The 24,923-nt window shown below is 67.5% G+C and carries 25 protein-coding genes and 1 riboswitch; of the genes, 13 read left to right on the top strand and 12 right to left on the bottom strand.

What is annotated here, in order from left to right; all coding sequences use genetic code 11:
- Nucleotide 1: 1 nt before the first annotated feature.
- Nucleotides 2-238 carry a sulfur carrier protein ThiS gene (gene thiS / locus MRBLAR12_RS10475; RefSeq protein ID WP_229994168.1) on the bottom strand — a complete coding sequence of 79 codons (237 nt, stop codon included), beginning with the start codon at nt 236-238 and terminating at the stop codon, nt 2-4.
- A complete protein-coding gene (thiO, locus tag MRBLAR12_RS10470) occupies nt 235-1,575 on the bottom strand; it encodes a glycine oxidase ThiO (protein WP_364745749.1) in 1,341 nt (446 codons plus the stop codon). The genes thiS and thiO overlap by 4 nt, the downstream gene beginning before the upstream one ends.
- Nucleotides 1,570-1,690: riboswitch (TPP riboswitch) on the bottom strand. It overlaps the preceding gene by 6 nt.
- Before the next feature lie 26 nt (nt 1,691-1,716).
- Here thiO and thiE point away from each other — a divergent pair.
- Complete coding sequence (gene thiE, locus MRBLAR12_RS10465) at nt 1,717-2,412, top strand: thiamine phosphate synthase (protein WP_364745746.1); 696 nt, start codon at nt 1,717-1,719, stop codon at nt 2,410-2,412.
- Between the two features lie 108 nt (nt 2,413-2,520).
- Here thiE and MRBLAR12_RS10460 read toward each other — a convergent pair whose 3' ends face one another.
- A complete protein-coding gene (locus tag MRBLAR12_RS10460; RefSeq protein WP_414645491.1) occupies nt 2,521-3,195 on the bottom strand; it encodes a ferritin-like fold-containing protein in 675 nt (224 codons plus the stop codon).
- A 38-nt stretch (nt 3,196-3,233) separates the two neighbouring features.
- Between MRBLAR12_RS10460 and MRBLAR12_RS10455 the strand changes: the two genes are divergently transcribed.
- From MRBLAR12_RS10455 to MRBLAR12_RS10445, 3 genes are all read left to right on the top strand, one after another.
- Nucleotides 3,234-4,736 (top strand): RNB domain-containing ribonuclease, encoded by a 1,503-nt coding sequence (locus MRBLAR12_RS10455; RefSeq protein WP_364745744.1) that lies wholly within the window; start codon nt 3,234-3,236, stop codon nt 4,734-4,736.
- A 317-nt stretch (nt 4,737-5,053) separates the two neighbouring features.
- Nucleotides 5,054-6,811 carry a DEAD/DEAH box helicase gene (locus tag MRBLAR12_RS10450; protein ID WP_229994993.1) on the top strand — a complete coding sequence of 586 codons (1,758 nt, stop codon included), beginning with the start codon at nt 5,054-5,056 and terminating at the stop codon, nt 6,809-6,811.
- Nucleotides 6,812-6,819: 8 nt separating this feature from the next.
- A complete protein-coding gene (locus tag MRBLAR12_RS10445; protein ID WP_229994994.1) occupies nt 6,820-7,692 on the top strand; it encodes a DNA-methyltransferase in 873 nt (290 codons plus the stop codon).
- A 109-nt stretch (nt 7,693-7,801) separates the two neighbouring features.
- Here the strand turns inward: MRBLAR12_RS10445 and MRBLAR12_RS10440 are convergent, their stop codons facing one another.
- On the bottom strand, nt 7,802-8,647 hold the full coding sequence (locus MRBLAR12_RS10440) for a PHP domain-containing protein (RefSeq protein ID WP_364745740.1): 846 nt from the start codon (nt 8,645-8,647) through the stop codon (nt 7,802-7,804).
- A 123-nt stretch (nt 8,648-8,770) separates the two neighbouring features.
- Between MRBLAR12_RS10440 and MRBLAR12_RS10435 the strand changes: the two genes are divergently transcribed.
- Nucleotides 8,771-10,354 carry an aminopeptidase P family protein gene (locus tag MRBLAR12_RS10435; RefSeq protein WP_364745737.1) on the top strand — a complete coding sequence of 528 codons (1,584 nt, stop codon included), beginning with the start codon at nt 8,771-8,773 and terminating at the stop codon, nt 10,352-10,354.
- A 129-nt stretch (nt 10,355-10,483) separates the two neighbouring features.
- Here MRBLAR12_RS10435 and MRBLAR12_RS10430 read toward each other — a convergent pair whose 3' ends face one another.
- On the bottom strand, nt 10,484-11,365 hold the full coding sequence (locus tag MRBLAR12_RS10430; RefSeq protein WP_364745734.1) for a general stress protein: 882 nt from the start codon (nt 11,363-11,365) through the stop codon (nt 10,484-10,486).
- Nucleotides 11,366-11,442: 77 nt separating this feature from the next.
- Between MRBLAR12_RS10430 and MRBLAR12_RS10425 the strand changes: the two genes are divergently transcribed.
- Genes MRBLAR12_RS10425 through MRBLAR12_RS10415 form a run of 3 tightly spaced genes read left to right on the top strand, consistent with a single transcriptional unit; the run spans nt 11,443 to nt 14,694 of the window.
- Nucleotides 11,443-12,726 (top strand): magnesium transporter MgtE N-terminal domain-containing protein, encoded by a 1,284-nt coding sequence (locus tag MRBLAR12_RS10425; RefSeq protein ID WP_229994998.1) that lies wholly within the window; start codon nt 11,443-11,445, stop codon nt 12,724-12,726.
- On the top strand, nt 12,707-13,540 hold the full coding sequence (locus MRBLAR12_RS10420; protein WP_414645490.1) for a DUF1003 domain-containing protein: 834 nt from the start codon (nt 12,707-12,709) through the stop codon (nt 13,538-13,540). Before MRBLAR12_RS10425 ends, MRBLAR12_RS10420 begins: the two co-directional genes overlap by 20 nt.
- 11 nt (nt 13,541-13,551) lie before the next feature.
- Nucleotides 13,552-14,694 carry an Mrp/NBP35 family ATP-binding protein gene (locus MRBLAR12_RS10415; protein WP_229994999.1) on the top strand — a complete coding sequence of 381 codons (1,143 nt, stop codon included), beginning with the start codon at nt 13,552-13,554 and terminating at the stop codon, nt 14,692-14,694.
- Between the two features lie 83 nt (nt 14,695-14,777).
- On the opposite strand, the gene MRBLAR12_RS10410 is transcribed toward MRBLAR12_RS10415, so the two are convergent.
- The 3 genes from MRBLAR12_RS10410 to sigE all read right to left on the bottom strand — a co-directional run bounded on the left by MRBLAR12_RS10410 (nt 14,778) and on the right by sigE (nt 17,260).
- A complete protein-coding gene (locus MRBLAR12_RS10410; protein WP_229995000.1) occupies nt 14,778-15,176 on the bottom strand; it encodes a Sec-independent protein translocase TatB in 399 nt (132 codons plus the stop codon).
- Nucleotides 15,177-15,257: 81 nt separating this feature from the next.
- On the bottom strand, nt 15,258-16,490 hold the full coding sequence (locus MRBLAR12_RS10405; protein ID WP_364745730.1) for a hypothetical protein: 1,233 nt from the start codon (nt 16,488-16,490) through the stop codon (nt 15,258-15,260).
- 116 nt (nt 16,491-16,606) lie between these two features.
- On the bottom strand, nt 16,607-17,260 hold the full coding sequence (gene sigE / locus MRBLAR12_RS10400; protein WP_229995002.1) for an RNA polymerase sigma factor SigE: 654 nt from the start codon (nt 17,258-17,260) through the stop codon (nt 16,607-16,609).
- A 273-nt stretch (nt 17,261-17,533) separates the two neighbouring features.
- Between sigE and MRBLAR12_RS10395 the strand changes: the two genes are divergently transcribed.
- A complete protein-coding gene (locus MRBLAR12_RS10395; RefSeq protein ID WP_229995003.1) occupies nt 17,534-18,166 on the top strand; it encodes an O-methyltransferase in 633 nt (210 codons plus the stop codon).
- Nucleotides 18,167-18,291: 125 nt separating this feature from the next.
- On the opposite strand, the gene MRBLAR12_RS10390 is transcribed toward MRBLAR12_RS10395, so the two are convergent.
- From MRBLAR12_RS10390 to MRBLAR12_RS10375, 4 genes are all read right to left on the bottom strand, one after another.
- The gene (locus MRBLAR12_RS10390) at nt 18,292-18,459 is read right to left on the bottom strand and encodes a DUF3117 domain-containing protein (RefSeq protein ID WP_079550332.1); all 168 of its coding nucleotides are present in this window, start codon (nt 18,457-18,459) and stop codon (nt 18,292-18,294) included.
- 268 nt (nt 18,460-18,727) lie between these two features.
- A complete protein-coding gene (locus MRBLAR12_RS10385) occupies nt 18,728-19,969 on the bottom strand; it encodes a hypothetical protein (RefSeq protein ID WP_229995015.1) in 1,242 nt (413 codons plus the stop codon).
- 101 nt (nt 19,970-20,070) lie between these two features.
- On the bottom strand, nt 20,071-20,427 hold the full coding sequence (locus MRBLAR12_RS10380) for a DivIVA domain-containing protein (protein ID WP_364745725.1): 357 nt from the start codon (nt 20,425-20,427) through the stop codon (nt 20,071-20,073).
- Between the two features lie 50 nt (nt 20,428-20,477).
- Nucleotides 20,478-21,362, bottom strand: coding sequence for a TIGR00730 family Rossman fold protein (locus MRBLAR12_RS10375; protein ID WP_229995005.1), 885 nt, complete (start codon nt 21,360-21,362; stop codon nt 20,478-20,480).
- Between the two features lie 208 nt (nt 21,363-21,570).
- Between MRBLAR12_RS10375 and MRBLAR12_RS10370 the strand changes: the two genes are divergently transcribed.
- From MRBLAR12_RS10370 to MRBLAR12_RS10355, 4 genes are all read left to right on the top strand, one after another.
- Nucleotides 21,571-22,326 (top strand): amino acid ABC transporter ATP-binding protein, encoded by a 756-nt coding sequence (locus tag MRBLAR12_RS10370; protein ID WP_364745722.1) that lies wholly within the window; start codon nt 21,571-21,573, stop codon nt 22,324-22,326.
- 58 nt (nt 22,327-22,384) lie between these two features.
- On the top strand, nt 22,385-23,269 hold the full coding sequence (locus MRBLAR12_RS10365) for a glutamate ABC transporter substrate-binding protein (RefSeq protein WP_364745719.1): 885 nt from the start codon (nt 22,385-22,387) through the stop codon (nt 23,267-23,269).
- 99 nt (nt 23,270-23,368) lie between these two features.
- Nucleotides 23,369-24,019: an amino acid ABC transporter permease gene (locus tag MRBLAR12_RS10360; RefSeq protein ID WP_364745716.1), complete on the top strand. Its 651-nt coding sequence runs from the start codon at nt 23,369-23,371 to the stop codon at nt 24,017-24,019.
- Nucleotides 24,016-24,852, top strand: a complete 837-nt coding sequence (locus tag MRBLAR12_RS10355) for an amino acid ABC transporter permease (RefSeq protein ID WP_229995009.1) — start codon at nt 24,016-24,018, stop codon at nt 24,850-24,852. The genes MRBLAR12_RS10360 and MRBLAR12_RS10355 overlap by 4 nt, the downstream gene beginning before the upstream one ends.
- The last annotated feature ends 71 nt before the right edge of the window (nt 24,853-24,923 follow it).

The following is a 24,923-nucleotide window of genomic DNA, read 5'->3' as shown; positions in this document are numbered from 1 at the left end:
GTCATCCTCCCTGGACTGCCGTGACAAGTTCGACGTCGTCGCCGTCGGCGAGCGCCGTGGCGTGCCACTGGCTGCGCGGCACCACTTCGGCATTGCGGGCCACGGCGACACCGAGTTTGCCCCCGTCTGCAGCCCGGCCGTCGGGGCCGATGCTGCGGCCCGTGAGCTGGCTGACGAGTGTGCTGACGGAGGCGCCGTCGGCGACGCTCCGCTCCGTTCCGTTCAGTCTGATGTTCATGCTGCTTCCTTGTTGGGGCTGTCTCCGGACGTATCCGGGATGCGGGAAAAACGGTCGGGGCGGAACCCGGCCCAGCGCGGGTCCGGCGTCCCGTCCATGAGTTGCCGGCATACGGCGGCAGCGGCGGGGGTCAGCAGGACGCCGTGCCGGAAGAAACCTGTGGCGATGATCAGTCCCGGGACGTCCCCGCCGCCCGGGCGCGCGACCCGCCCCAGCAACGGGGCGTTGTCCGGGGTGCCGGGCCGGGCTCGGGCCGTGGCTTCCAGCAGCTCCAGCTCGGCGACCCCGGGCACCAGCTGCTGGGCGTCCCGCAGCAGCTGGTAGATGCCGCCGGCAGATACGGCATGCGGATTCGACGGTCCGTCCTCGCGCTGGGTGGCTCCGATCACCACGGTGCCGTCCTGGCGGGGAACGATGTACACCGGGACCCCGCGCACCATGCCCCGCACGGTTGCGGTGAGCAGCGGCTGAAGATGCGGGGGCACGCGAAGGCGCAGGATGTCGCCGTAGACGGGCCGCAGCGGCAGCGCCAGTCCGGCGGGCAGCTCCTCGAGCCCGGCGGCGCCGAGCCCGTTGGCGACGACGGTTTCTGCAGCCCGCACGAAACCGCCACCCGCCAGCCGTACGCCCGCAACCTGTCCGTCCTGCCACAGCAGGCCCGCCGCGCGCCGCCGGATCAAGCTCCCGCCCTCCGTGCCGAGCACGCCGGCGAGCCGGGCGATCAGGAGGCGGGGGTCCACCTGGTGATCGGCCGGGATGTCGAAGGCGCACGAGATGCCGGGACTCAGCAGCGGCTCCCGGCTCCGCGCCTCGCGCACTGTCAGCGGTTCCACGGTGAGGCCGCAGGCCTGCTGGACTTCCCTCAGGTCCGCGAGCGCGCGCCGGTCCGCCGCGTCGGCCCCGACGGCCAGGGTCGGCGTCGTCAGGTAGCCGGTACCGGCCCGAGATTCCGTGCCCCCGGCACCGGCGTCCATCCCGGCACCGGCGTCCACTTCGGCAGCGAATCCGGGCCACAGCCGGGAGGACTCAAGCATCAGCTCCAGGAGCTGCTCCTCCTGGTAGTGCAGCTCGCTCACGGGGGCCAGCATGCCGGCCGCGGCCCAGCTGGCTCCGCTGCCGGGAGCATCATCGATCAGCACCACGGACCGGCCCGCGCGGCTGGCCTCGAACGCGATGCCGTGGCCGATCACGCCGCCGCCGATCACGGCAACGTCTGCGGTGATGTCTGTGGTGATGCCTTCGGCGCTGATGTCCCCTGCGGTACCGGGCCCGGTGTCACAAACTCTGGAAGCGGCGTCATTTGCGGCTTCGGCTGTGCGGCCGGCTCGTGAGCCCATAAAAAAATTCCTTCCCTACGCCGGTACTAGCCGGATCAGGTCAAGCGGTCGGCTCTGACGCCCTCTCAGCCGTGCAGCGGCGACATGGCTGCTGCGGGCTCCCGCGGTATGCGCCCAGTTTAGAGGAACTAGGCTGGTCCCATGAGCCAGGACCCCCTCCACACCACCGCCCGCCTCTACCTCTGCACCGACGCCCGCAGGGACCGCGGCGACTTCGAGGACTTCGTTGACGCCGCCTTCGCAGGCGGCGTTGACATCATCCAGCTGCGCGACAAATCGCTCGAGGCGGCGGAGGAACTCGAACTCCTGGAGGTCCTTCACGCGGCAGCACAGCGCCACGGACGGCTGTGGGCCGTCAATGACCGGGCTGACATCGCCTCCTTGTCCGGGGCGCCGGTGTTCCATATCGGCCAAAAGGACATTTTGTTCGACGCCGCCCGCGGCTTCCTGGGCAAGGATGCCGTGATCGGCCTGTCCACCCACAGCCCGAAACAGGTGGACGCCGCCATTGCCGCCTCACCAGGCCGTAAAGGACTCGACTATTTCTGTGTGGGACCCGTGTGGGCGACGCCCACCAAGCCGGGACGCGCCGCCGTCGGCCTCGACCTGGTGCGCTACGCCGCCCAGGCAATCGGCCGGGCGAAAGCGGACGGCACCGGCAAAGTCGACGGGGTCGTGCCGTGGTTCGCGATCGGCGGGATCGACCTCAGCAACGTCGAGCAGGTAGTCCAGGCCGGCGCCCGGCGGATCGTGGTGGTCCGGGCGATCACCGACGCCGCTGATCCGGCCCACGCCGCGGGTGCACTGCTGGCGGCGCTGGACGCCGCGGAATCCTAGGCAGGTTCCCCGGCCCACAAGCCCGCCGGCGTTCCGGGCCGCGGCCACCCTGGCCGGCAACCAGGCCTGCACCCTCGCCGGCACCGCGGCTGGCGCTCGGTACTGGACCTACCCGGCCAGCCCCAGCCCTGCCATCCTGCGCGCGTGGTTCGCTGCGAGTTCGGCCGTCAGGCCGCTGACCAGCTCCCTGGCGTCGGCGTCGTCCAGCCCCGAGAGCCCGGCGAGGAACTCGTGCTCAAGGCTGACCCGCTGGGCGTGGGTCAGGACCTCACCCAGCAGGCGCCTGGCCCACAGCGCCAGGCGCGACGCGAGCCGGGGGTCATCGGCGAGGGCCGCCTTGAGACGCTCCTGCAGCACGGCCGTAGACTCGCCCGTGGAGCGGACCTGCCCGATCAGCTCCCGGGTCCCGGCGTCGACGTACCGGCCGACGGCGCTGTAAAAGTCAGCGGAGACCGTGTCGATCACGTAGGCCTTCATGAGCGCCTCGTACCAGTCCGCCGGGCGCGTGCGCTCGTGGAAGTGGTCCACTGAGGGCTGGAACGGCAGCATGGCAGCCTCCGTGTCCAGGCCCATGTGCTCGAGCCGGGCGCGGACGAGTTCGTAGTGCTGGAACTCGTCCACGGCCATCCTGCCCAGCACTGCACGGTCATGCAGCGTGGGCGAATACCGGGCGCTCGAGGACAGCCGTTCGAAGGCAGAAAGCTCGCCGTACGCCATGACTCCCAGCAGATCCGCCAGGAAGCTGTTGTAGAGGGCAGGATCGTCCGCAGTTGCGCTCATCATCCAAGACTAATAGCGGAAATCGGGCTACCCTGATTTTCGTGTCCCATCATCGCCTGACCCCCAGTGTCCACGAGCAGCAGAACCAGCTTGCCGGGGCTCTCAAGGCGCTGCGCACCACGCTGGAACTTCCCGGTCCGTTCCCCGAGAACGTGTTGCGCGACGCGGAGGCGGCTGTGGCCGAGCACAAGCTGCCGGACCTGGACCTCACACATGTCGAGTTCGTGACCATTGATCCGGCATCGTCCACTGACCTCGACCAGGCCCTGTTCATCGAACGGAGCGACGGCGGCTACAAGGTGTTCTACGCCATCGCCGACGTCCCGTCCTTTGTCGCCCCGGGCGGCGCGCTCGACGCCGAGACCCGGCGCCGCGGCCAGACCTTCTACACTCCGGACGGCCGGATTCCGCTGCACCCGGAAATCATCAGCGAGGCCGCCGGCAGCCTGCTCGCCGGGCAGCTCTGCGCGGCGTTCGTCTGGGAGTTCGAGCTCGACGCCGCGGCAGAGGTGACCTCAGTCCTCGTGCGCCGGGCACAGGTCCGCAGCCGCGCGAAACTCAGCTACAAAGGCGTCCAGGCCGAGCTCGACGCCGGCACCGCGGCGCCAGTGCTGCAGTTGCTGAAAGAGGTAGGCATCAAGCGGGTGGAGCTGGAACGCCTGCGCGGCGGCGCAAGCCTGAACATGCCGGAACAGGAAATCCAGCAGCTGCCCGACGGCGGCTACCGGATCGTGGCGGCCCCGCCGCTGCCGGTGGAGGACTGGAACGCCCAGATTTCGCTCATGACCGGGATGGCCGCCGCCGCGCTCATGCTCCAGGGCAAGGTCGGCATCCTGCGCACCATGCCCGCCCCGGATGAGGCTTCACTGAGGCACTTCCACCGCCAGACCCACGCTCTCGGCAAGCCCTGGGACGGGGAAATGCGCTACGGCGAGTACCTGCGGACGCTGGACCCCACGGACCCCCGGCAGCTGGCCATTGTGCATTCGGCCGGGATGCTTTTCCGCGGTGCCGGGTACACGCACTTCGACGGCACGGTGCCGGGAGCCGCAGTCCAGTCCGCCATCGGCGCCGCCTACGCCCATTCCACGGCGCCGTTGCGGCGGCTGGTCGACCGCTTCGTGCTGGTGATCTGCGAGGCCCTGAGCAACGGCACCGAAGTTCCGGCCTGGGCCCGGGATGCCCTGCCGTCCCTCCCGGCCATCATGGGCACCTCGGACCAGCTTGCCGCGAAACTGGAGCGGCTGTCGCTGGACACCGTGGAGGCGGCGCTGCTCGTCAACCACGTCGGCCAGGAATTCGACGCCGTCGTCATCTCCGGCCCCAAACCGGCGAAGAGCAACACCAATGGCAGCGGGAACGGGAATGGGAACGGCGGCAAAGCCAACGGCAACGGAAACGGCCCGTCCGGGATCGTCCAGATCGCCGAGCCCGCCGTGACCGCGCGATGCCCCGGCGAACTGGAACCGGGCACGCAAGTCCGGGTCCGGGTGGTGTCCTCAGACATCGCCACACGCGAAATCCAGCTGGAGCTCGTGGGCTGACAGTCCCTTATCAGTCCGCAGCCGGCACGCTCCCGGGGCGTGATGACGGGTCCAGTCGAGGATCCGGGCCTTGTACAGCTAGACTGGAGAAGTAGAAATGGATGCCCGGTCGTTGATTTCCATGATTTTCGAATTCAACAAGCCCGCCCCTACGCGATCTTGAGATCCACCCGCTGGTCCCCAGTGCCAGCATTTAGATAGCCCGCGATCGGCTTCCACTGGAAATGCTTGCGCGCCTGAGCGTGCTCCGGAACGGCCACATCGGCCGGCCCCGTTGAGCAAGCAGCGCAGCCCAAAATGAATAAGGAAACTCCCCTGTGAGTGAATTGCACACGCACCAGCTTCTGACCGATGAGTCCGGCACGGAGACCATCGAGCCCGAAGAAACAATCATCTCGGACGAAAAGCCGCACGAGATTGCCGAAAAGACCTTCGCCGACTTCAACGTCCGCGCGGACATCGTGGAGTCGCTGGCCGACGCCGGCATCACCCACCCGTTCCCGATCCAGGCCATGACGCTGCCGGTCGCACTGGCGGGGCATGACATCATCGGCCAGGCCAAGACCGGCACGGGCAAAACCCTCGGCTTCGGCATCCCGGCGCTGCAGCGCGTCGTCGGCCGTGACGACGCCGGCTTCGACAAGCTGGCCGTGCCGGGCGCCCCGCAGGCCCTGGTGATTGTGCCCACCCGCGAACTCGCCGTCCAGGTGGCCAAGGACCTCGAGAACGCCGCCAAGAAACGCAACGCCCGCATCGCCACCATTTACGGTGGCCGCGCCTATGAGCCGCAGGTCGAGGCGCTGAAGAACGGCGTCGAAGTTGTTGTCGGCACCCCCGGCCGCCTGATCGACCTCTACAAGCAGAAGCACCTGAGCCTGAAGAACGTCAAGATCGTCATCCTCGACGAGGCCGACGAAATGCTGGACCTCGGGTTCCTGCCGGACGTCGAGACCCTGATCGCCGGTACCCCCGCAGTCCGCCAGACGCTCCTGTTCTCGGCCACCATGCCCGGCCCGGTCATCGCCATGGCCCGCCGCTACATGACCCAGCCGACCCACATCCGCGCCGCGGACCCGGACGACGAAGGCCTGACCAAGCGCGACATCCGCCAGTTGATCTACCGTGCCCACAGCATGGACAAGGTGGAAGTGGTAGCCCGCATCCTGCAGGCCCGCGGACGCGGCCGTACCATCATCTTCACCAAGACCAAGCGCACCGCAGCGAAGGTGGCCGAGGAACTGGTGGACCGCGGTTTCGCCGCCGCCGCCATCCACGGCGACCTCGGCCAGGGCGCCCGCGAACAGGCGCTGCGCGCCTTCCGCAACAACAAGGTGGACGTCCTCGTGGCCACCGACGTCGCCGCCCGCGGCATCGACGTCGACGACGTCACGCACGTGATCAACTACCAGTGCGTCGAGGACGAGAAAATCTACCTGCACCGCGTCGGCCGCACCGGCCGCGCGGGCAACAAGGGCACCGCTGTGACCTTCGTTGACTGGGATGACATGCCGCGCTGGGGGCTCATCAACAAGGCCCTGGGCCTGAGCTACCCCGAGCCCGTGGAGACCTATTCCTCCTCGCCGCACCTGTTCGAGGAACTCGACATCCCTGCGGGCACCAAGGGCCGGCTCCCCCGCGACAAGCGAGTGCTCGCCGGCGTCGACGCGGAGGTCCTCGAGGACCTCGGCGAGACCGGCAAGAAGAACTCGCGCGGCAGCGCAAAGGACGGCGCCCGGGAAAGCAGCCGTACGGGCAGCCGTGACGGCGCCCGCGAGAGCAGCCGCACCGGCGGCCGCGAGGGTGCACGTGAAGGCAGCCGCACCGGCGGCCGCGACTCGCGCCGCAGCGGCGCCGAAGCCGGCGGACGGTCCGGCGACCGCCGTCGCCGTCCCGCCGAGGCCGATACCGTGTCCACCGCCAGCGGACAGGGCCCGGAAACTGCTGCCGCCGCAACGGCGAAGGCCCCCACCGAGGTGGACCGGGCAACCCGTGCCCGGCGCCGGACCCGCACCCGCCGTCGCAACGGCGAGGTAGTGGCCGGCGGCGACGCACAGCCGAGCGGCGCCGAGGCCTAATCCCCTCCATGACTGACACCGTCTGGGCGCCGGACGGCAGCAACCTGGTGGTTCACGCGGATAACGCGGAATACCTCCCCACGCTGCCGGACGGCGCCTTCACACTGATTTACGTGGACCCGCCCTTCAACACCGGCAGGGTCCAGCGGCGCCAGGAAACCAAGATGGTGCTCAACGCCGGCGGCGAGGGTGACCGCGTCGGGTTCAAGGGCCGGTCCTACGACACCATCAAGGGTGCGCTGCATAAGTACGACGACGCGTTCAGCGACTACTGGTCCTTCCTCGAGCCCCGGCTCGTGGAGGCCTGGCGGCTCCTGGCCGACGACGGCACGCTGTACCTGCACCTGGACTACCGCGAGGTGCACTACGCGAAGGTCATGCTGGACGCGATCTTCGGCCGGGAATGCTTCCTGAACGAGATCATCTGGGCGTACGACTACGGTGCGCGGGCCAAGTACCGCTGGCCCACCAAGCACGACAACATCCTTGTCTACGTCAAGAACCCGGCGAAGTACCACTTCGACAGCGCCGAGGTGGACCGTGAGCCATACATGGCGCCCGGACTTGTCACCCCCGCCAAGCGCGAGCTCGGCAAGCTTCCCACGGACGTGTGGTGGCACACGATCGTTTCGCCGACAGGCAAGGAGAAGACCGGCTACCCGACGCAGAAACCGGAGGGGCTCATCCGCCGCGTGGTTGCGGCCTCAAGCCGGCCCGGCGACTGGTGCCTGGACTTCTTCGCCGGTTCCGGCACGCTCGGATCCGTGGCCGCGAAACTCGACCGCAGGTTCGTGTGCGTGGACCAGAACCAGCCGGCCATCGACGTCATGGCCAAGCGCCTGGCCGCGAAGGCGCAGTTCACGTCGTTCCCGACGGCCTGACCCCGCCGCCCGCCTGACCCGCCACTCCGCCCGTTGCGCTATCACTTGTGGCGGCTATTCCGGCCTCTAGGGGCCGCAAAGTGATAGCGCAACGCCGGGTCGCGGGCCTTCAGCGGACCACGGACGAGCCAGTACCCAGTTCCTCGATCCGGGCAAAGACTTCCGCGGAGGTCAGGTTCTCCCCCAGCAGGTTGGGCTTGCCTGCGCCGTGATAATCGGAAGACCCCGTGACCAGCAGGCCGTACCGTTCGGCGATGCGGCGCAGGAACTTACGGCCTTCCTCGGGATTGTCCCGGTGGTAGATTTCCAGGCCGGCCAGCCCTGCGTCGATCATCTCCCGGTAGGTCTCCTCCCCCACGATCCGCCCGCGGGCAGAGGCGACGGGGTGGGCGAACACCGGGACGCCGCCTGCTGCACGGACGAGTTCGACGGCGAGCGCCGGCTCCGGCGCGTAGTGCTGGACCCAGTAGCGCGATCGTGAGGTGAGGATGGAACCGAAGGCCTCGGCCCGGTCCTCCACCACGCCGGCGGCGACGAGCGCGTCGGCAATGTGCGGGCGGCCCAGGGTGGCGCCGGGCGCGACGTGATGGATCACGTCGTCCCATGTCAGCGGGTAGTCCTCGGACAAAAGGGTGACCATCCGCTGTGCCCTCGTGTGCCGGGCATCCTTTGACTTCGTGATTTCCTCAAGCAGTCCCGGATGCGCGGGGTCGTGGAGGTAGCTGAGCAAGTGGACACTGATGCCTTCCGCCGTGCGGCACGAGATCTCCATGCCCGGGACCAGGGCGACCCCGGTTTTCCGGGCAGCGGCGGCGGCCTCGGCCCACCCGGCAGTGGAATCGTGATCGGTCAGGGCGATGACATCGAGGCCGGCAGCGGCTGCGGACTCCATGACGTCAGCCGGCGCCTGGGTGCCGTCGGAAACGTTGGAGTGCGCATGCAGGTCAATCCTCACCTCACCAGCCTAGTAGATGGCCGGATCCAAAGCCCCGCCTCCTTCGTGTCAGGGCCCCGCAGCCGCCCTGCAGCGCGAGCGCGCCGTTGGCCTAAGCCGCGGCGCTGGTGAGACTATGGGACGGTGAACGATGCAGATAACACCCTAATCTCCGCTTCCGAGCCCCTCGAAGAGCGCGTCAACAACCGCTCGCAGCGGCCCAGCTCCGACGCTTTCAAGGCCTTCATGGCCAGCAACTGGGCGCCGGCCACGCAACAGCTCCCCGAACGGGACGCCGTCGCGGGCCACGCCGCAGCCCGGCGCCGCTCCATCTCAGGCCAGTTCAAAGGTGAACGCCTGGTCATCCCCGCCGGCCCGCTGAAGGTCCGCTCGAACGACTGCGACTACCGCTTCCGGCCGCACTCGGCCTTCGCGCACCTCACCGGCCTCGGCCTGGACCACGAACCGGATGCGGTCCTGATCCTGGAACCGGTGGCGGAGGGCGCGGGCGACGACGGCGGAAACCACCACGCCACCCTGTACTTCCGCCCACTGGCCGGCCGCGACACCGAGCAGTTCTACGCTGATTCGCGCTCCGGGGAGTTCTGGATCGGCGCACGCCCGACCCTGGCCGAGTTCCAGGCGAAGCTCGGACTGGCCACCGCGGACATAGCCGAACTCGAACTCGCCATTACCAAGAACGTCGGTGCGCCCGAAATCGGCGGGATCTCCATCCGGCTGGTCCGCAAGGTTGACGACAACATCGACGCCCTCGTGGACACAGCCCGCTACAACACGGCCAAGGACCCGGACAACCTTGACCTGAGCGTGCTCGACGCCCTGGACGAAAAGCTCACCGAGGCCCTCTCGGAACTGCGCCTCCTCAAGGACGAGTGGGAAATCGAACAGATGAAGACCGCCGTCGCCGCCACCGTGGCAGGCTTCACGGAGGTCGTGAAGGCTCTTCCCCGGGCGCTGACCCACCACCGCGGCGAGCGCGTGGTGGAAGGGGCGTTCTTCGCCCGGGCCCGCGAGGAAGGCAACGAGCTCGGCTACGACACCATTGCCGCCTCAGGCAACAACGCCACCGTGCTGCACTGGACGCGGAACACCGGCAAGGTCAATGCCGGTGAACTGCTGCTGCTGGACGCCGGCGTCGAGGCCGACTCCCTGTACACGGCCGACGTCACCCGCACGCTGCCGGCCAACGGCAAGTTCTCCGAGATCCAGCGCAAGGTCTACGAGGCAGTGCTCGACGCCGCCGACGCCGGCTTTGCCGCTGCCCAGCCGGGCACCAAGTTCCGGGACATCCACACCGCAGCCACCACCGTCCTGGCGGAACGGCTCGCCGAATGGGGCCTCCTGCCCGTCTCCGTGGAGGAAGCCGTCAGCACCGAGGGCCAGCAGCACCGCCGGTGGATGCCGCACGGCACCAGCCACCACCTCGGCCTCGACGTCCACGACTGCGCCCAGGCGAAGCGGGAACTCTACCTCGACGGCGTGCTCACGCCCGGAATGGTGTTCACGATCGAACCCGGCCTGTACTTCAAGAGTGAAGACATCGGGATCCCCGAGGAATATCGCGGCATCGGCGTCCGGATCGAGGACGACATCCTTATGACGGCCGGCGGCCCCGTCAACCTCAGCGCTGCACTGCCGCGCAAGGCGGACGACGTCGAGTCCTGGATGGCGGGCATCTACCTGGAGGTGGACGGCCAGACGCCGTAAATCAAGAAGGCGTAGCTCCGAAAAAGGCTTAGACCAGAAAAGGGGAGGGTCCCGGACATCCGGGACCCTCCCCTTTTGCTGCCTGATTTTACTGCCCGAAATCAGTGCCGTCTGGAATCAGTGCCGGAATCAGTGCTGCTGGTCATCCTGGCCCGGCGCGGGCTTGTCGCTGTCCGTGACCCTGACCCCGTACTGCGGGCGGCCGTCCGGAAGGTCCGGATAGGTCACACCCGAGACCCGGCCAGCGGGCCGGGCTGTCTCCTCCGTGGCCGGTGCCGGCTGGGCCGGGCCTGCGGCACCCTCCTGCTGGGGCACACCGCCCTGATACTGTCCGGCTGGCTCGCCGCCGGTCTCCGGCGTCCTCTGGCCGTACGGATCGTTCCAGCCCGCGGGACGCTGGGGCGCATGGCCCTGCTGCCCGGACTGCTGCGGGCTGGGCTGCTGCGGTTCCTGGTGACGGTAGTCGTGCTGCGCGTAGCCGCCGGCCGTTGCACCGGACGCGTCATGCGGCGTCATGGGCAGCTGGTGGAGCAGGCGCCGCGCTTCGCCGGCGGCCTCGAAGGAGACCACGACGTCGTAGTTGGTCGCCACCACCTGGCTCGTTGAGGTGAAGTCACGCTTGCCGCGCTGCATGGCGTAGGTGACGATGCCGAACAGCATGAAGAACGCGGCACCCATCAGCACGGACGTCACAATCGAGAAATAGCCGGGGGTCGTGGAGAAGAAGGACAGCATGACGCCGACGAACAGGCCGAACCACATGCCGCTGAGGGCGCCGGACAGGGCGACGCGGGGGTAGGTCAGCCTGCCAGTCACCCGCTCCACCATCTTCAGTTCGTTGCCCACGATCGACACCATCTGCACGGGGAACTGCTGGTCAGCCAGATAGTCCACCGCCTTCTGGGCATCCAGGTAGGAGTTGTAGGAACCGACGACGTCGCCTCTCGGGACGGCTCGGGCCTCGTCCGAACCGTTGGGGGCACCGGCCCTGGGACCAAAAATGTTTGACATAAGCCCATTCTCACCTATCCGGCTGGTGTGCGGCTGGAAATTCAGCTAAAAGAGAGCAGACTCGGTAGCCTGTAGGAGTGAGCACGAATCTTTCGCGAGTGTTTGTCGCGCGCCTCCTCGGACTGGACGTTTTCGACCCATTGGGCGACCGCCTGGGCCGGCTGCGCGACGTCGTGGTGCTCTCCCGCGGAACCAGGGGCGCCCCGCACGTGGTGGGCATCGTCGTCGAGGTCCCCGGCAAGAAGCGCGTGTTCGTCCCAATGACCCGGATTACGTCCATCGACCAAACCCAGATCATCTGCACCGGTCTGGTCAATCTGCGCCGCTTCGAACAGCGCGGCGCGGAAACCCTCGTGGTGGCGGAAATGTTCGACCGCCGGGTGACCCTCGCGGACGGCAGCGGCGATGCGACCATCGAGGACATCGCCATGGACCGGCATCGCTCCGGCGACTGGTTCGTCAGCAAGCTCTTCGTCCGCCGCGGCCACTCCCTCTCGCCGCTGAGCCGGCTGCGCCGCAACGAAACCATGATCATCGACTGGGCCGATGCACTGCAGGGCGCCAAGACCGAGCCGCAGGCCGCCACCCAGTTCGTGGCCACGCACGAGGACCTCAAGCCGGCCGACTTCGCCGAAGCCCTGCAGGAAATGAGCGACAAGCGCCGCTTCGAGGTTGCCAGCGAACTCCAGGACGAGCGGCTCGCGGACGTCCTGCAGGAGATGCCGGAAGGTGACCAGGTGGAGATCCTCTCCGCCCTGGACGTCAACCGCGCCGCGGACGTCCTCGAGGAAATGGACCCCGACGACGCCGCGGACCTCCTTGCCGAGCTCCCGAGCGCGCAGGCCGAGGAACTCCTGCAGCTGATGGAACCCGAGGGCGCTGAGGACGTCCGCCGCCTGCTCGAATACGACGAGGACACCGCCGGCGGGCTCATGACGCCCGTGCCGGTAATCCTGCCCCCGGAAGCAACGGTCGCCGAGGCACTCGCGCACGTCCGCCGGGAGGAGCTCTCCCCCGCTCTTGCGTCCTCAATCTTCGTCGCCAGGCCACCGCTGGAGACCCCGACGGGACGTTTCCTCGGCGTCGTCCATATCCAGCAGCTCCTGCGCTTTCCGCCGCCGGAACCGCTGGGGAACCTGGTGGACAAGAACCTGGAACCGGTCTCCGACCAGGCCCACATCAGCGAGGTCGCCCGCACGCTGGCAACGTACAACCTCAACTCACTCCCCGTTGTCAACGAGGACGGACGGCTTGTGGGGGCGGTGACTGTTGACGACGTGCTTGATCATCTGTTGCCGGACGACTGGCGCGCCCACGATGACGACGCCCCGATAAGGAAGCTTGGAGGCCGCATTGGCTGATCCCACAGCACCACGGACCTCCAATGTCCGTCCTGGCAACAGGACAACCGGCGGCCTCGACACGCCCCTGAGCGGACGGCAGCGGATCCTGCCCAATTTCCGTCCCGACCCGGACGCCTTCGGCCATGCCACGGAAGGGTTCGCCCGTTTCATGGGCACGCCCCAGTTCCTGATGTACATGACCGTGTTCTGCCTCTTCTGGCTGGGCTGGAACACGTGGGCTCCGGAGGAATGGCAGTTCGACTCACGGGCACTCGGCTTCACGCTGCTGACCCTCATGCTGTCCCTGCAGGCCTCCTACGCCGCCCCGCTGCTGCTGCTCGCGCAGAACCGCCAGGACGACCGGGACAAGGTCTCGCTCCAGCAGGACCGCCAGCGGGCCGAACGCAACCTCTCCGACACCGAATACCTGACCCGGGAACTTGCCTCCCTGCGCATCGCGCTGCGCGAGGTCGCCACCCGCGACTACGTCCGCGCCGAGCTGCGCAGCCTGCTGGAGGACATGCTGGAGGCCCAGGAGGAACTGCGCAACCACGATCCTTCCGCCGGCGTCCACGAGACCCCGCGGGATAAGGTCAAGGAGAAGATGAAGGAGCGGCGCGACAAGCAGCGGAGCCCCCGGACCCAGCAGATCCCGCGCGTTAAGGCGGGCGGCAAGCGGGATGAACCGGCGAAGGAGCCTGCCGGGGACAAACCGGGGAACCCTTCCGAGGCCAAGCGGGAGAAGCCGCCGCAGGGCAAGCCGGAGAACCTTTCGGAGGCCATTTCCGACCCCGTCCGCCAGCCCGCACACCGCACCATCCCCGAAAGCTGAGCATCGCCCGCATGAGCACCCCGCTAGACCGTACGTCCCTGGACCAGGCCGTGCACGGCGCACTCGCCACCGTGATCGACCCTGAACTCCGCCGCCCCATCACCGAGCTCGGCATGGTGGAGTCCGTGGAGATCACCGACGGCGGCCGCGTGCGGATCGTGGTACTTCTGACCATCGCGGGCTGCCCGTTACGCGGCACCATCACAGCCGACACCGAGGCGGCCCTGTCCGCCGTCCCGGGCGTCACCGGCGTCGAGGTGGACTTGAAAGTCATGACGCAGGAGCAGCGCGACGCGCTCAAGGAGCGACTGCGCGGCGCCGGCGGCCAGCGCGGCATCCCGTTCAACGCGCCCGGCTCGCTGACCCGGGTGTACGCCGTCGCAAGCGGCAAGGGCGGCGTGGGCAAGTCTTCGGTGACAGTCAACCTGGCGTGCGCCCTGGCTGCCCAGGGCCTCCGTGTCGGGATCGTGGACGCGGATGTCTACGGCTTCTCCGTTCCGGGACTGATGGGCATCACGCAGGCCCCCACGCGGGTGGACGATATGATCCTGCCGCCGGTTGCCTACGGGGTCAAGGTGATCTCCATCGGCATGTTCGTCACCGGGAACCAGCCCGTGGCTTGGCGCGGCCCGATGCTGCACCGGGCGCTCGAGCAATTCCTCACGGACGTCTACTTCGGCGACCTCGACGCCCTCTTCCTGGACCTGCCCCCGGGCACCGGTGACATCGCGATCTCCGTCGCCCAACTGCTGCCCAAGGCACAGATCCTCGTCGTGACCACGCCGCAGGCGGCCGCCGCGGATGTTGCCGAGCGGGCCGGCGCGATCGCGACCCAGACGGGCCAGACCGTGGCCGGCGTCGTGGAAAACATGTCATACCTGGAAATGCCCGACGGCGGCAGGATGGAACTGTTCGGCAGCGGCGGCGGCGCCGTGCTCGCCGAGCGCCTCTCGGCCACCGTAGGTGAGGACGTGCCCCTGCTGGGCCAGATTCCCCTCGAAGTCCTGCTGCGTGAAGGAGGGGATTCCGGGGTGCCGCTGGTGCTGGGCCGTCCGGAGACGCCTGCGGCCGTGGCCCTGGCGGGAATCGCCGGCAAGCTGGCGTCCGTTCCCCGCGGACTCAAGGGTATGCCGCTGGGCCTGCAGCCCCGCTGACGGCGCCCGCTGGTGGCTGCTGCCGCCCGGGCCCGGCGTCGTGGCTGGACCCCGCCATCAGGGCACAGGCGCCTCTGGGGGTCCTAGGTCGCCTCTGAGTCGAAGGGTGCCGGTTCGCCTTCGGGCAGCCGCTCGATAACCCGCGCCGGACGGCGCTCTGCGACCGCCGTCGCGGCGGCGGCGGCCGCGGACACCGTGGTGGGGGCTCCCGTGCTCACCGGCTTGGTGTCGTCGTCCAGGAGCGCTTCCTTGATGATCCTGCGGGGATCGTACTGCCGGGGATCGTACTTCTTCCAGTCGACCTCATCGATGTCGATGCCGACTTCTTCCTTGATCTGTTCCCGCGCACCGGACGCCATCCGGCGCACTTCCTTGACGATATTGGCAAGTTTCTGGGTGTATTCGGGCAGCCTGCTGGGACCAATCACCAGAAGGCCGATGATCAGCAGAAGTAAGAACTCCGGTCCATTGATTCCAAGCACTTTAGGAAGATTACCCTCTCGTTCGGGCTGGCGACGACTTCGCGAAGGCCGAATGCCGACCATGTCCGGCCCGTCCCTGCCTCACGGGGCCAGGTGCTCCAGGATTCGGCTCAGTCCACGCTCGATCCGCTCCGGAATTCCGTTCCGTGATGCCTGCACCGCAGTGCCGCTGCTGACCCGGGTGAGCGCGGCGACGCCGTCGTCGGCCTGCTCGGCCGGCAGGTCCGAAATGTACGTGTACGTGGCCGCGGAGGTCTGGTAGATGGCCCGGTAGGGCGGGGCAGGGTTGACCCAAAGGGTGCCATTTCCGGTTTCGGGTACGCCCGACGGCGTGCCGGCCTTGGCCGGGGTGAAGCCGTCCGCCACGGCGGCGTGTCCGGTCAGCACGTTAATGGGTGAAACTTCGCCCCGGGCGGGTGCGGGCGCCGTACCCGGGCCCCGGGTCGCAGCGTGCTGTTCGAGGACCGTGGCATAGTGCCGGCCGTCCGTGAGGCGAAGCTCCAGGACCTCGTTGCCGGCGATGGCGCCGGCGCGGGCCCAGATGAGGTGGAATCCGAGGTCATGCAGCTCCGGACATGTCCATCCCTGCGAGCGGAACGCGGCAAGCTGCACGGTGCTCAGCGTCCCGCCGGGGGTGAAGTCGGGCTCACCGCCCAGGCCGAACGCAACACGGGGCTCGGTTCCCTCTGCCCCGGGGACGCCAGGGCTGCCCGATCCGCCGGCGTCGAACAGCTCCCCCGCACCGAGCGATTCACGGCTGGCGGGCAGCCCGGCGATGTCCGGGTTCGCGAGGGCGGAAGCCCCCGCGCCGTCGGCGGGGACTGCGTCGTCGCCTCCCATGACGTACGCGGTTCCGGTCATGAGGGCCAAGGCGGCGACGGCTCCTCCGACTGCCAGCACTGGCAGGCGGGAGCCGCGGCGGCGTTCGCCCTGTGAGCGGGCGGCGGCGCTACCGGCTGCCGTTCCGGCGGTCGCTGCCCGCTCCGGCACGGAGTATTCTGCGGGGAACTGCCCTGACGGCCACCGAGGGGTACCGCCCTGTTCCGTCGCCGCCGTGTCTGCGGGGTCTGTCCGTTCCGCGTCTGCCCGTTCCGGCGCTGCCCGTTCCAGGGCCGTCTGTTCCGCGTCTGTCCGTTCCGGCTCCGCTGGGGCTTTCCGTTCTGCCGCCGCGCGTTCCGCGGCCAACTGCCCGGTCCGGGCCAGGAGCCGCGCGGTCAGGTCCTCGCTGGCCTCGGGCACGGCGGCGCCGCGGAGCTTCTCGAGGTACTGGCGCTCGCGCTGTTGCCGGGCACGGCATTCGGCGCACGATTCCACATGATCATGGCGGCCGGCGGCCCATTTCGTAGCGCCGATCCTGGCACGGCCGGTCCTGCCCCAGAACCCGCAGCCAGAGCCTCCCAGTAAACGTCTCAGCAAACCCATTGACAGGTTCAGAGGAGGCCGGCGATGCGCGGCATCTTGAGCCGCGGCTTGAGGGACTGCTTGGCCGTCTGCGCCGGACGCGGGTCGCGGTGCGCGAGCTTTTCACGCAGCATGGTCCGGCCGCGGTGAATCCGGGACCGGACGGTCCCGAGTTTGATGTCCAGCGCGGCGGCGACCTCGTCGTAGGACAACCCCTCGAGGTCGCACAGCACGACGGCGGCGCGGAAGTCCGGCGGAAGTTCCTCGAGCGCCGCCTGAACATCGACGTCGAGGTTGTTGAATTCGAAGCTTTGCTCCGGCCCGGGCTCCCGGCCCGGCAGCCGCGACTCGGCGTCATCGGCCAGGGCGTCAAAGCGGATCCTGCTCTTGCGCCGCGCCTGGTCCAGGAACAGGTTGGTGGTGATCCGGTGCAGCCAGCCGTCCAGCGTGCCCGGCTTGAAGTTCTCCAGCGAACGGAAGACGCGGACAAACACCTCCTGGGTGAGGTCCTCGGCGTCGTACTTGTTTCCGGTCAGCCGGTACGCAAGGCGGTAGACCTTGGCGGAGTGGTTCGTCACCACTTCCTCCCAGGTCGGCCGGACCCATTCGGCTTCCGCCGCGGTCCGTGACTGGCCGGTTGAATCAGTTGCCTCAGTTGCCGGGACAGGTGCCAGAATCGACATCGTCCGCTCCCCTCATGGATGGTACCTACGCCTGAATTGTGCCTGCTCGCACAGGTTCCTGCACCCTTCATTCGACGCCGATCACCACGCGGATGAGCGGATACCCATCATTTCAAAATAAGCTGGGAATTTCCTGATCCATCGCGGTCTTCCGCCGAAGGCAGAACTGCTCCCCTCCTGCCGGGGCCACGGTGCTGGCGCCTCCCTGTCCCGTCCCGCCGGACACAGTACGCTGTAGTGAACACTCCCCTGCCGCCCAGAAAGCGATATCCCATGAGCGCCGATAAGTCCACGAGCTGGTCCTACGCAGAAGATCTGCCTGCCGAGGATGAGGTCCTGTTGCACGCGCGCGAACGGTCTTTCGAGCTTGGCGTGACCCCGATCGGTCCCGGCGTGGGCGCCGTGCTGACTGTGCTGGCGGCGGCGTCCAAGGCACAGACCGCGGTGGAGATCGGCACCGGCGCGGGAGTGTCCGGCGTGTGCATCCTGCGCGGGCTGGGCCCGCAGGCTGTCCTGACCACCATCGACGTCGACGTCGAACACCTCAAGGCCGCCCGCGAAGCGTTCCAGGAAGCAGGCAGCCCCGCCAACCGCACCCGCACCATTTCGGGCCGGGCAGGCGATGTCCTGCCCCGCCTTACGGACGGGGCCTACGACCTTGTGTTCATCGACGCCGACAAACCGAGCTACCCCAGTTACGTGGAACAGGCCGTGCGGCTGCTCAAGTCCGGCGGCCTGCTGATCGTCAACGATGCCCTCGACAAGGACCGCGTCGCGAATCCGGCCGCCCGGGAAGCCACCACGGTGGTGCTGCGCCAGATCGGCAAGTCCATCCGCGACGACGACCGCCTTGCCTCCGCGATGCTGCCCACCGGCGACGGCCTGCTGATCGCCGTCAAGAAGTAGCAGCCCAAGAAACAGCAGCCAAAGAGTCGCCGCCACGACGCAGAGGTCAAGCGCAGACAGAAAAGGGCGGGGTCCGCAGCCTGTTGGCCGGGACCCCGCCCTTTTGCGAAGCTCTTGGCGTGACGCTATTCGGTGACGCCGACGAGGCATTCCTTGAGGTTTGTCGCCTCAGCGGCATTGAGTTCGACTACAAGCCGCCCCCCGCCTTCGAGCGGAACACGCATGATCAGGCTTCGTCCCTCTTTCGTCACTTCCATTGGGCCGTCGCCGGTGCGTGGTTTCATTGCCGCCATAAGGAATATCCCCTCCATTAGTCCCTGACATACCAGCCCGGCCGGGCTGCGTCCGCTTGGCCAATCAAGCCGCCCGGCAGCCCTCCAGGCCGCCGTGACAGGCAAACTCACAAATAGATCGCTTCCGAATACTCAGTCTGCTTTTATTCAGTGTGCTTCTGTCCTTGCTTACCCTCTATTATCGCGTAACAATGCGCACGTAGCTAATCGTTGGACTTTCCAGCGCGTCCCGCCACGCCGGTCCGGCACCGCGAAATGGTGCTGTGCGTCACGGCGGATAGTCCCCTCCGCCCGGCAGCTGCGCCCACGCCCACAGCCACACAATCCACACGATCTGCAACAGCACGAACATGACCACCACGGCACCGCGGTAGGCGCGGGAACGCGAGAGAAGGGCGGCGCTGAGGGCGAGCGGGAACAGCGGCAGCAGCATCCTGAACGTGCTGGTCTGGGGGTGCAGGAAGACCAGCAGGTACCCCATGTAGCAGCAGCACCAGAGCCTCAGTTCAGTGCCAAGGGCGGCCACGGGCCGGGACATCATCAACAGGGTGAACGCGGCAACGAACACGAAGGGTGCCAGCACGCCGAGCGTCGGCCCGAACAGCATGATGCCGGCGTCGAACCACGGCTTGAACGGCACCAGGTCATCGCCGCGCCATGCGGTTTCGGTCTTGGTGTAGGCGCCCGGATCGCCGGTCGCGGCCCAGGCGATGGCCGGCCACAGCAGCGCGCCAATGCCGCTGACGGCGGTGAGGCCGGCCAGGGACCAGAGCTCCGGGTTGCTGGGGACGGCAACGCCGTCCGGGCGCTGCGTTGTGAGACCCTGCGCAGTGGGGCCCTGCGTGGCGAAGCCCTGCGCAGTGAGGCGTGGCGCCGCGAGGCGCTGCCAGAAGCGGTAGAGCAACAACAGCCCCAGCATCACGGCAAATGGAACCCCGGTTGGCCGGGAAAGGCACATCAGGACCACGACGGGCATGGCCCACAGGTACCGGCGCTCCATGACGAGCAGCAGCGCGGCGCCTAGCAGCAGCAGGTTGAGGGATTCGGCGTAAGGCACCTGCAGGACCGGCGCCACCGGGAAAGTCGCCAGGAACACGGTCCCCCAGAGCGCTGAGCGGTGCGTGGCCCGGTGCCGGAAAATCCTGTACGCCACGAGGGCTGCGCCTATCCCGGAGACCAGGGCAATGGCCGTCAGCGACCACGCCGGACCCGTGCCTGTGAGCCCGGAAACCACCCGGCCCAGCACGGGAAACAGGGGGTAGAAGGCCCACGTGTTCTCCTGGACGGTGCCGGCGTCGTCGGTCGGCAGAAGCGCCGGATACCCTGCCTGGAGCGCTTCGGCATACCAGCGGGCGTCCCAGATATTGATGAAGTTCCAATAGTCGGGCTTGGCGGGAAACCACGGATTCACGCCCTGGTGCAGGGCGGCAGCCATGAAGATGCAGGCGCTCACCAGCCGGGCGGCGATGTACAGGCCGGCGACCTGCACCCACCACGGCCACCGCGCCATACGGGCGCCCGCGGCCGCGATGCGGCTCCACAGCGCCGCGTTCAATCCCTGCGGTTTCAGGGCCTCAGGCTCGGCGACAGTCTCCGGGTCTTCCACGTGGCTCACGGACGCTCTTCGGTCGGCGGACGGAGGCGTTCCAGTTCCTCCCCGAGGGCCTCGATCTTCTGGTCCTTGGCGATGATCTGGTCCCGCAGATCATCGAGGACCTGATCCACCTGGTCCATCCGGTACCCGCGGAGTCCGACGGCGAAGCGCAGACGGTCGATATCCGCCGCGGCCGCGCGCTCGGGGAGCAGCACCGGCGGCAGGGATGCGACCGGCTCATCGAAACCGTCGTCAAAGGACTCGCCGGCACCGCCGTCCCGGTGTCGGCGGAAGATTTTCGGCGCCAGGCCGGTGCCCAGGAGGACGGCGACGCCGATCAGCACAATCGCCAGGAAGACCAGGAAGAGACTCACTAGACCATCGTGCCAGACGCCGGCGGCCGGACGGGTCAGCCCCGCGTTCCTTAGCCGTTTCCCTTGGTGCTCACGGTGCCGCCGCCGTTGGTGGAGCCGCTGTTCGGGTTCCGGTGTCGGGCGGCGCCCTCCACGACCAGCTCGACGGCCAGCGCGGGGTCATCCACCACCTGCACGAGGTCCAGGTCTTCGGCCGAAACCATCCCCTCCGCGACCAGTGTGTCCCGGACCCACGCGAGCATAGGGCTCCAGAAAGCCGTTCCCAGCAGCACGATCGGGAAGGACGTGACCTTGCGGGTTTGGACCAGGACCATGGCTTCGAAGAGCTCATCCAGGGTGCCGAGGCCGCCGGGGAGCACGATGAAGCCCTGGGCATACTTGACGAACATGGTCTTGCGGGCGAAGAAGTACCGGAAGTTGATGCCCAGGTCCACCCACTGGTTCATGCCCTGCTCGAAGGGCAGTTCGATCCCGAGTCCCACGGAGACGCCATTGCCCTGCACGGCGCCCTTGTTCGCGGCCTCCATCGACCCGGGTCCGCCGCCCGTGATCACGGCCAGTCCGGCCTCGGCCAGCCGGCGTCCGACCTCGACGCCGAGCTCGTAGTTCCGGCTCCCCGGCACGGTGCGGGCGGAGCCGAAGACGCTGACCGCCGGGCCGAGATCGGCCAAGGCGCCGAATCCTTCCACGAACTCACTCTGGATCCGCAGGACGCGCCAGGGGTCGGTGTGGATGAACTGGCCCGGTCCCTTGGTGTCCAGCAAGGTCTGATCGGACATCGTGACCTTCGCGGCCTTGCGGCGCAGCTCAAGCGGGCCCTTGTGGCGGATACCGTTGGGCGCCGGGGTGGTGCGGGCCTCGCGGGCCGGCTTTCCGGCGGGCTGCTGTTCTGCGTTTTGCTTGGGGCCGTGCTGCGGATCGGTACTCATGCCCATAGGCTAGCGCGGAACTCGGCCGACGCCGCGTCGGCGCGTCGACGCGGGAGCGGCAGCAGGCGGCGGCCGGGGACCGGGGCGGGAGGCCGCAGGGAGGCCGGCGGACGCCCCGCAGGCGACGCTGACGTGCAGGTATCTCTTGAATCACGATCTGCACTAAACCGAGTGATTGCGGTCATATTGCGTCAATCTTCGCTAGATTCGTTCTATGACTACTCAAGTGCCCGGCGATGCCCTCGTCTCCCTGAAGGCCGTGAACAAGCATTACGGCCAGTTGCACGTCCTGAAGGACATCAACCTGAACGTCCGCAAGGGTGAGGTTGTTGTTGTCATCGGCCCCTCGGGTTCCGGCAAGTCGACGCTCTGCCGCGCCATCAACCGCCTCGAGACCATCGACGACGGCGACATCAAGATCGATGGCAAGGAACTGCCCGAGGAGGGCAAGGAACTGGCGAAACTGCGTGCCGACGTCGGCATGGTCTTCCAGTCCTTCAACCTGTTCGCCCATAAGACCATCCTGGAAAACGTGACCCTCGGCCCCATCAAGGTCAAGGGCGTCTCCAAGGGCGAGGCAGACAAGGACGCCATGGCACTGCTGGAACGCGTCGGCGTCGGGCATCAGGCCCCCAAACTTCCGGCTCAGCTCTCCGGTGGCCAGCAGCAGCGCGTTGCAATCGCCCGCGCCCTGGCCATGAAGCCAAAGGTGATGCTGTTCGACGAGCCCACCTCGGCCCTCGACCCGGAAATGATCAACGAGGTCCTGGACGTCATGATCCAGCTCGCCAAGGAAGGTATGACCATGATCGTGGTCACCCACGAGATGGGCTTCGCCCGCAAGGCGGCGGACCGCGTCGTGTTCATGGCCGACGGCCAGATCGTCGAGGACGCGACCCCGGAGGAGTTCTTCAACAACCCCAAGAGCAGCCGGGCCAAGGATTTCCTGTCCAAGCTGCTGACACACTGACCGACTACGAGTTCGCACCCTGGCCGCCGGACGGCGGCCGCCCAATGAAAGGAATGTCATGAAGGCATTTTTGACCCGAAGGAAATCCCTTCTGGTTGCCGCTTCCGCAGCACTGGCGCTCAGCCTGAGCGCCTGTGGCGGCAGCACCTCCACGACCACCAACCCGCCCGTAGCAGAGAAGCCGAGCTTTGCCGCCGATTCCACCATGGCCAAGCTTGCATCCGCGGGCAAGATCACCATCGGTACCAAGTTCGACCAGCCGCTCTTCGGCCAGAAAGGCCTCGACGGCAAGCCGATCGGCTTCGACGTCGAAATGGGCAAGCTCATTGCCGCCAAGCTGGGCATCCCCGCCGACAAGATCGAGTGGGTTGAAACTGTCTCCGCCAACCGCGAGCAATTCATCAAGCAGGGCAAGGTGGACATGATCGTCGCCACCTACACCATCAATGACAAGCGCAAGGCCGAAGTCGACTTCGGCGGACCGTACTACGAGGCCGGACAGGCGCTCATGGTGAACAAGGACAACAACTCCATCACCAAGCCCGAGGACGTCAAGGGCAAGAACGTCTGCTCCGTGACCGGTTCCACCCCGGCCTCGACGATCGTCGAGAAGTACGGAGCAGTGCTGGTGCCGGCTGCGACCTACTCCGCCTGCCTGGAGCCGCTGCGGAACAAGCAGGTTGAAGCGGTCACCACCGACAACGTCATCCTTGCCGGTTTCGTGTCCAAGGAGCCGGACGCCTTCAAGCTGGCATCGGATCAGACCTTCACCAAGGAGCCGTACGGCATTGGCCTGAAGAAGGACGACACCGCGTTCCGCATGTGGATCAATGACCAGCTGGAGGCCTTCGACAAGGACGGGTCCTACAAGAAGGCCTGGGAAGACACGGCCGGCACCGTCATCAAGACCGCGCCCGAGCTTCCCACGATCGACCGCTACTAGTCGGCTGTGGCGGTTGCCGGGACTGCGTATCTTTCGCAGCCCGGCGGCCGCCACTCCCGTCTTTCGCCTGGAATCCCCTCAACGCAGCTGAAGGAACTTATGGACGTCATCATTGAAAACCTCCCCCAGTATTGGGACGGTTTTCTCAGAACCCTCTTCCTGTCCGTGGTCTCGGGGATTATCGCCTTGATCTTCGGCACCGTGCTGGCGGCCGCCCGCGTCTCGCCCGTCGCCGCGCTGCGCGGCTTCAGCATGACGTACGTCGAGATCGTCCGGAACACCCCGCTGACCATCGCGTTCTTCTTCGCAGCGGTGGTTCTGCCGCGCCTCGGCGTCACGTTCCAGCAGTTCGAGGTCGCCGCCATCATCGCCCTGAGCGCCTACACCTCTGCCTTCATCGCCGAGGCCGTGCGCTCCGGCGTTAACAGTGTCCCGGTGGGCCAGGCGGAGGCCGCCCGCAGCATCGGCATGAAGTTCAGCCAGGTGCTCTCCCTGATCATTCTGCCGCAGGCCCTTCGCACCGTGATCCCGCCGTTGATCAACATTCTGATCGCCCTGGTCAAGAACTCCTCTGTGGCCGGCGCGTTCTATGTGCTGGAACTCTTCGGCCAGGGCAAGCAGCTGGCCAACGCCAACGGCGACGCCGTCATGTGGGTTCTGGTCGGCGTCGCATTCTTCTACCTGCTGATAACCATCCCGCTGGGCTACCTCGCCAGCGTCGTTGAACGAAAGGTGGCGATCGCACGATGAGCTCAGTTCTCTATGACGTCCCCGGCCCCAAAGCCCGTCGGATTTCGCTGATCGGCTCCATCATCGGCGTGATCGTGATCGGCGGCCTCCTCGTCCTGGCAGTCATGACCCTCGCCCAGCAGGGAATCTTCGACCCCAAACGCTGGGCGGTCTTCCAGCTGCCCGAGGTCTGGGCCCTGATCGCCGCCGGCATCGGCGCCACGCTCGCCGCCGCGGCGGTGGCGGCCGTGATTGCCTTCCCGCTGGGCCTGCTCCTGTGCCTGCTGCGCATCTCGGACAACGCCTGGGTCAGGGTGCCCACCCGGATCGTGCTGGAATTCCTGCGCGGCATGCCCGTGGTGCTCATGATGCTGTTCGTGCTGCTCGTCTTTGCCACCAGCTCATTCATCGCCGTGGTCGCCGGCCTGGTCCTTTACAACTCGGCGATTTTCGCCGAGATCATCCGTGCCGGCGTCCAGTCGCTGCCCAAGGGCCAGCGTGAGGCCGGCCTGGCGATCGGCCTCACCAGTTTCCAGTGCCGGCTGACCATCGAGCTGCCGCAGGCCATTCGGCGCATGCTGCCCTCGCTGGTCGCGCAGCTCGTGGTGCTGCTGAAGGACACCTCGCTCGGCTACATCGTCGCCTACGGCGAGCTGCTCCGGGCCGTGCAGGTCATGGCCGACTTCCTGGGCCCGCAGTACTTGTTCCCGGTGTTCTTCGTGGCCGCGGCCATTTACATCGCGATCGACCTGGCGGTCTCCCGCCTGGCCATCTGGCTCGAACGCCGCGGCTCCAAGCGGGCCGCCGGCGGCGTGGCGCACGTGCCGGTCGCCGGGATCCCTGCGGCCAAGTAAAGCCCGTCCACCCACAAAGGGTCCGGAACCTCTCGGAGGTTCCGGACCCTTTGTGCGTTGCGGGCTTCCTG

Source organism: Arthrobacter sp. LAR12-1-1.1 (genome assembly GCF_040676555.1).
GTDB lineage: Bacteria > Actinomycetota > Actinomycetes > Actinomycetales > Micrococcaceae > Arthrobacter.
The sequence above is the reverse complement of the archived record's forward strand: the minus strand, read 5'-3'. Positions and strand labels throughout refer to the sequence as shown.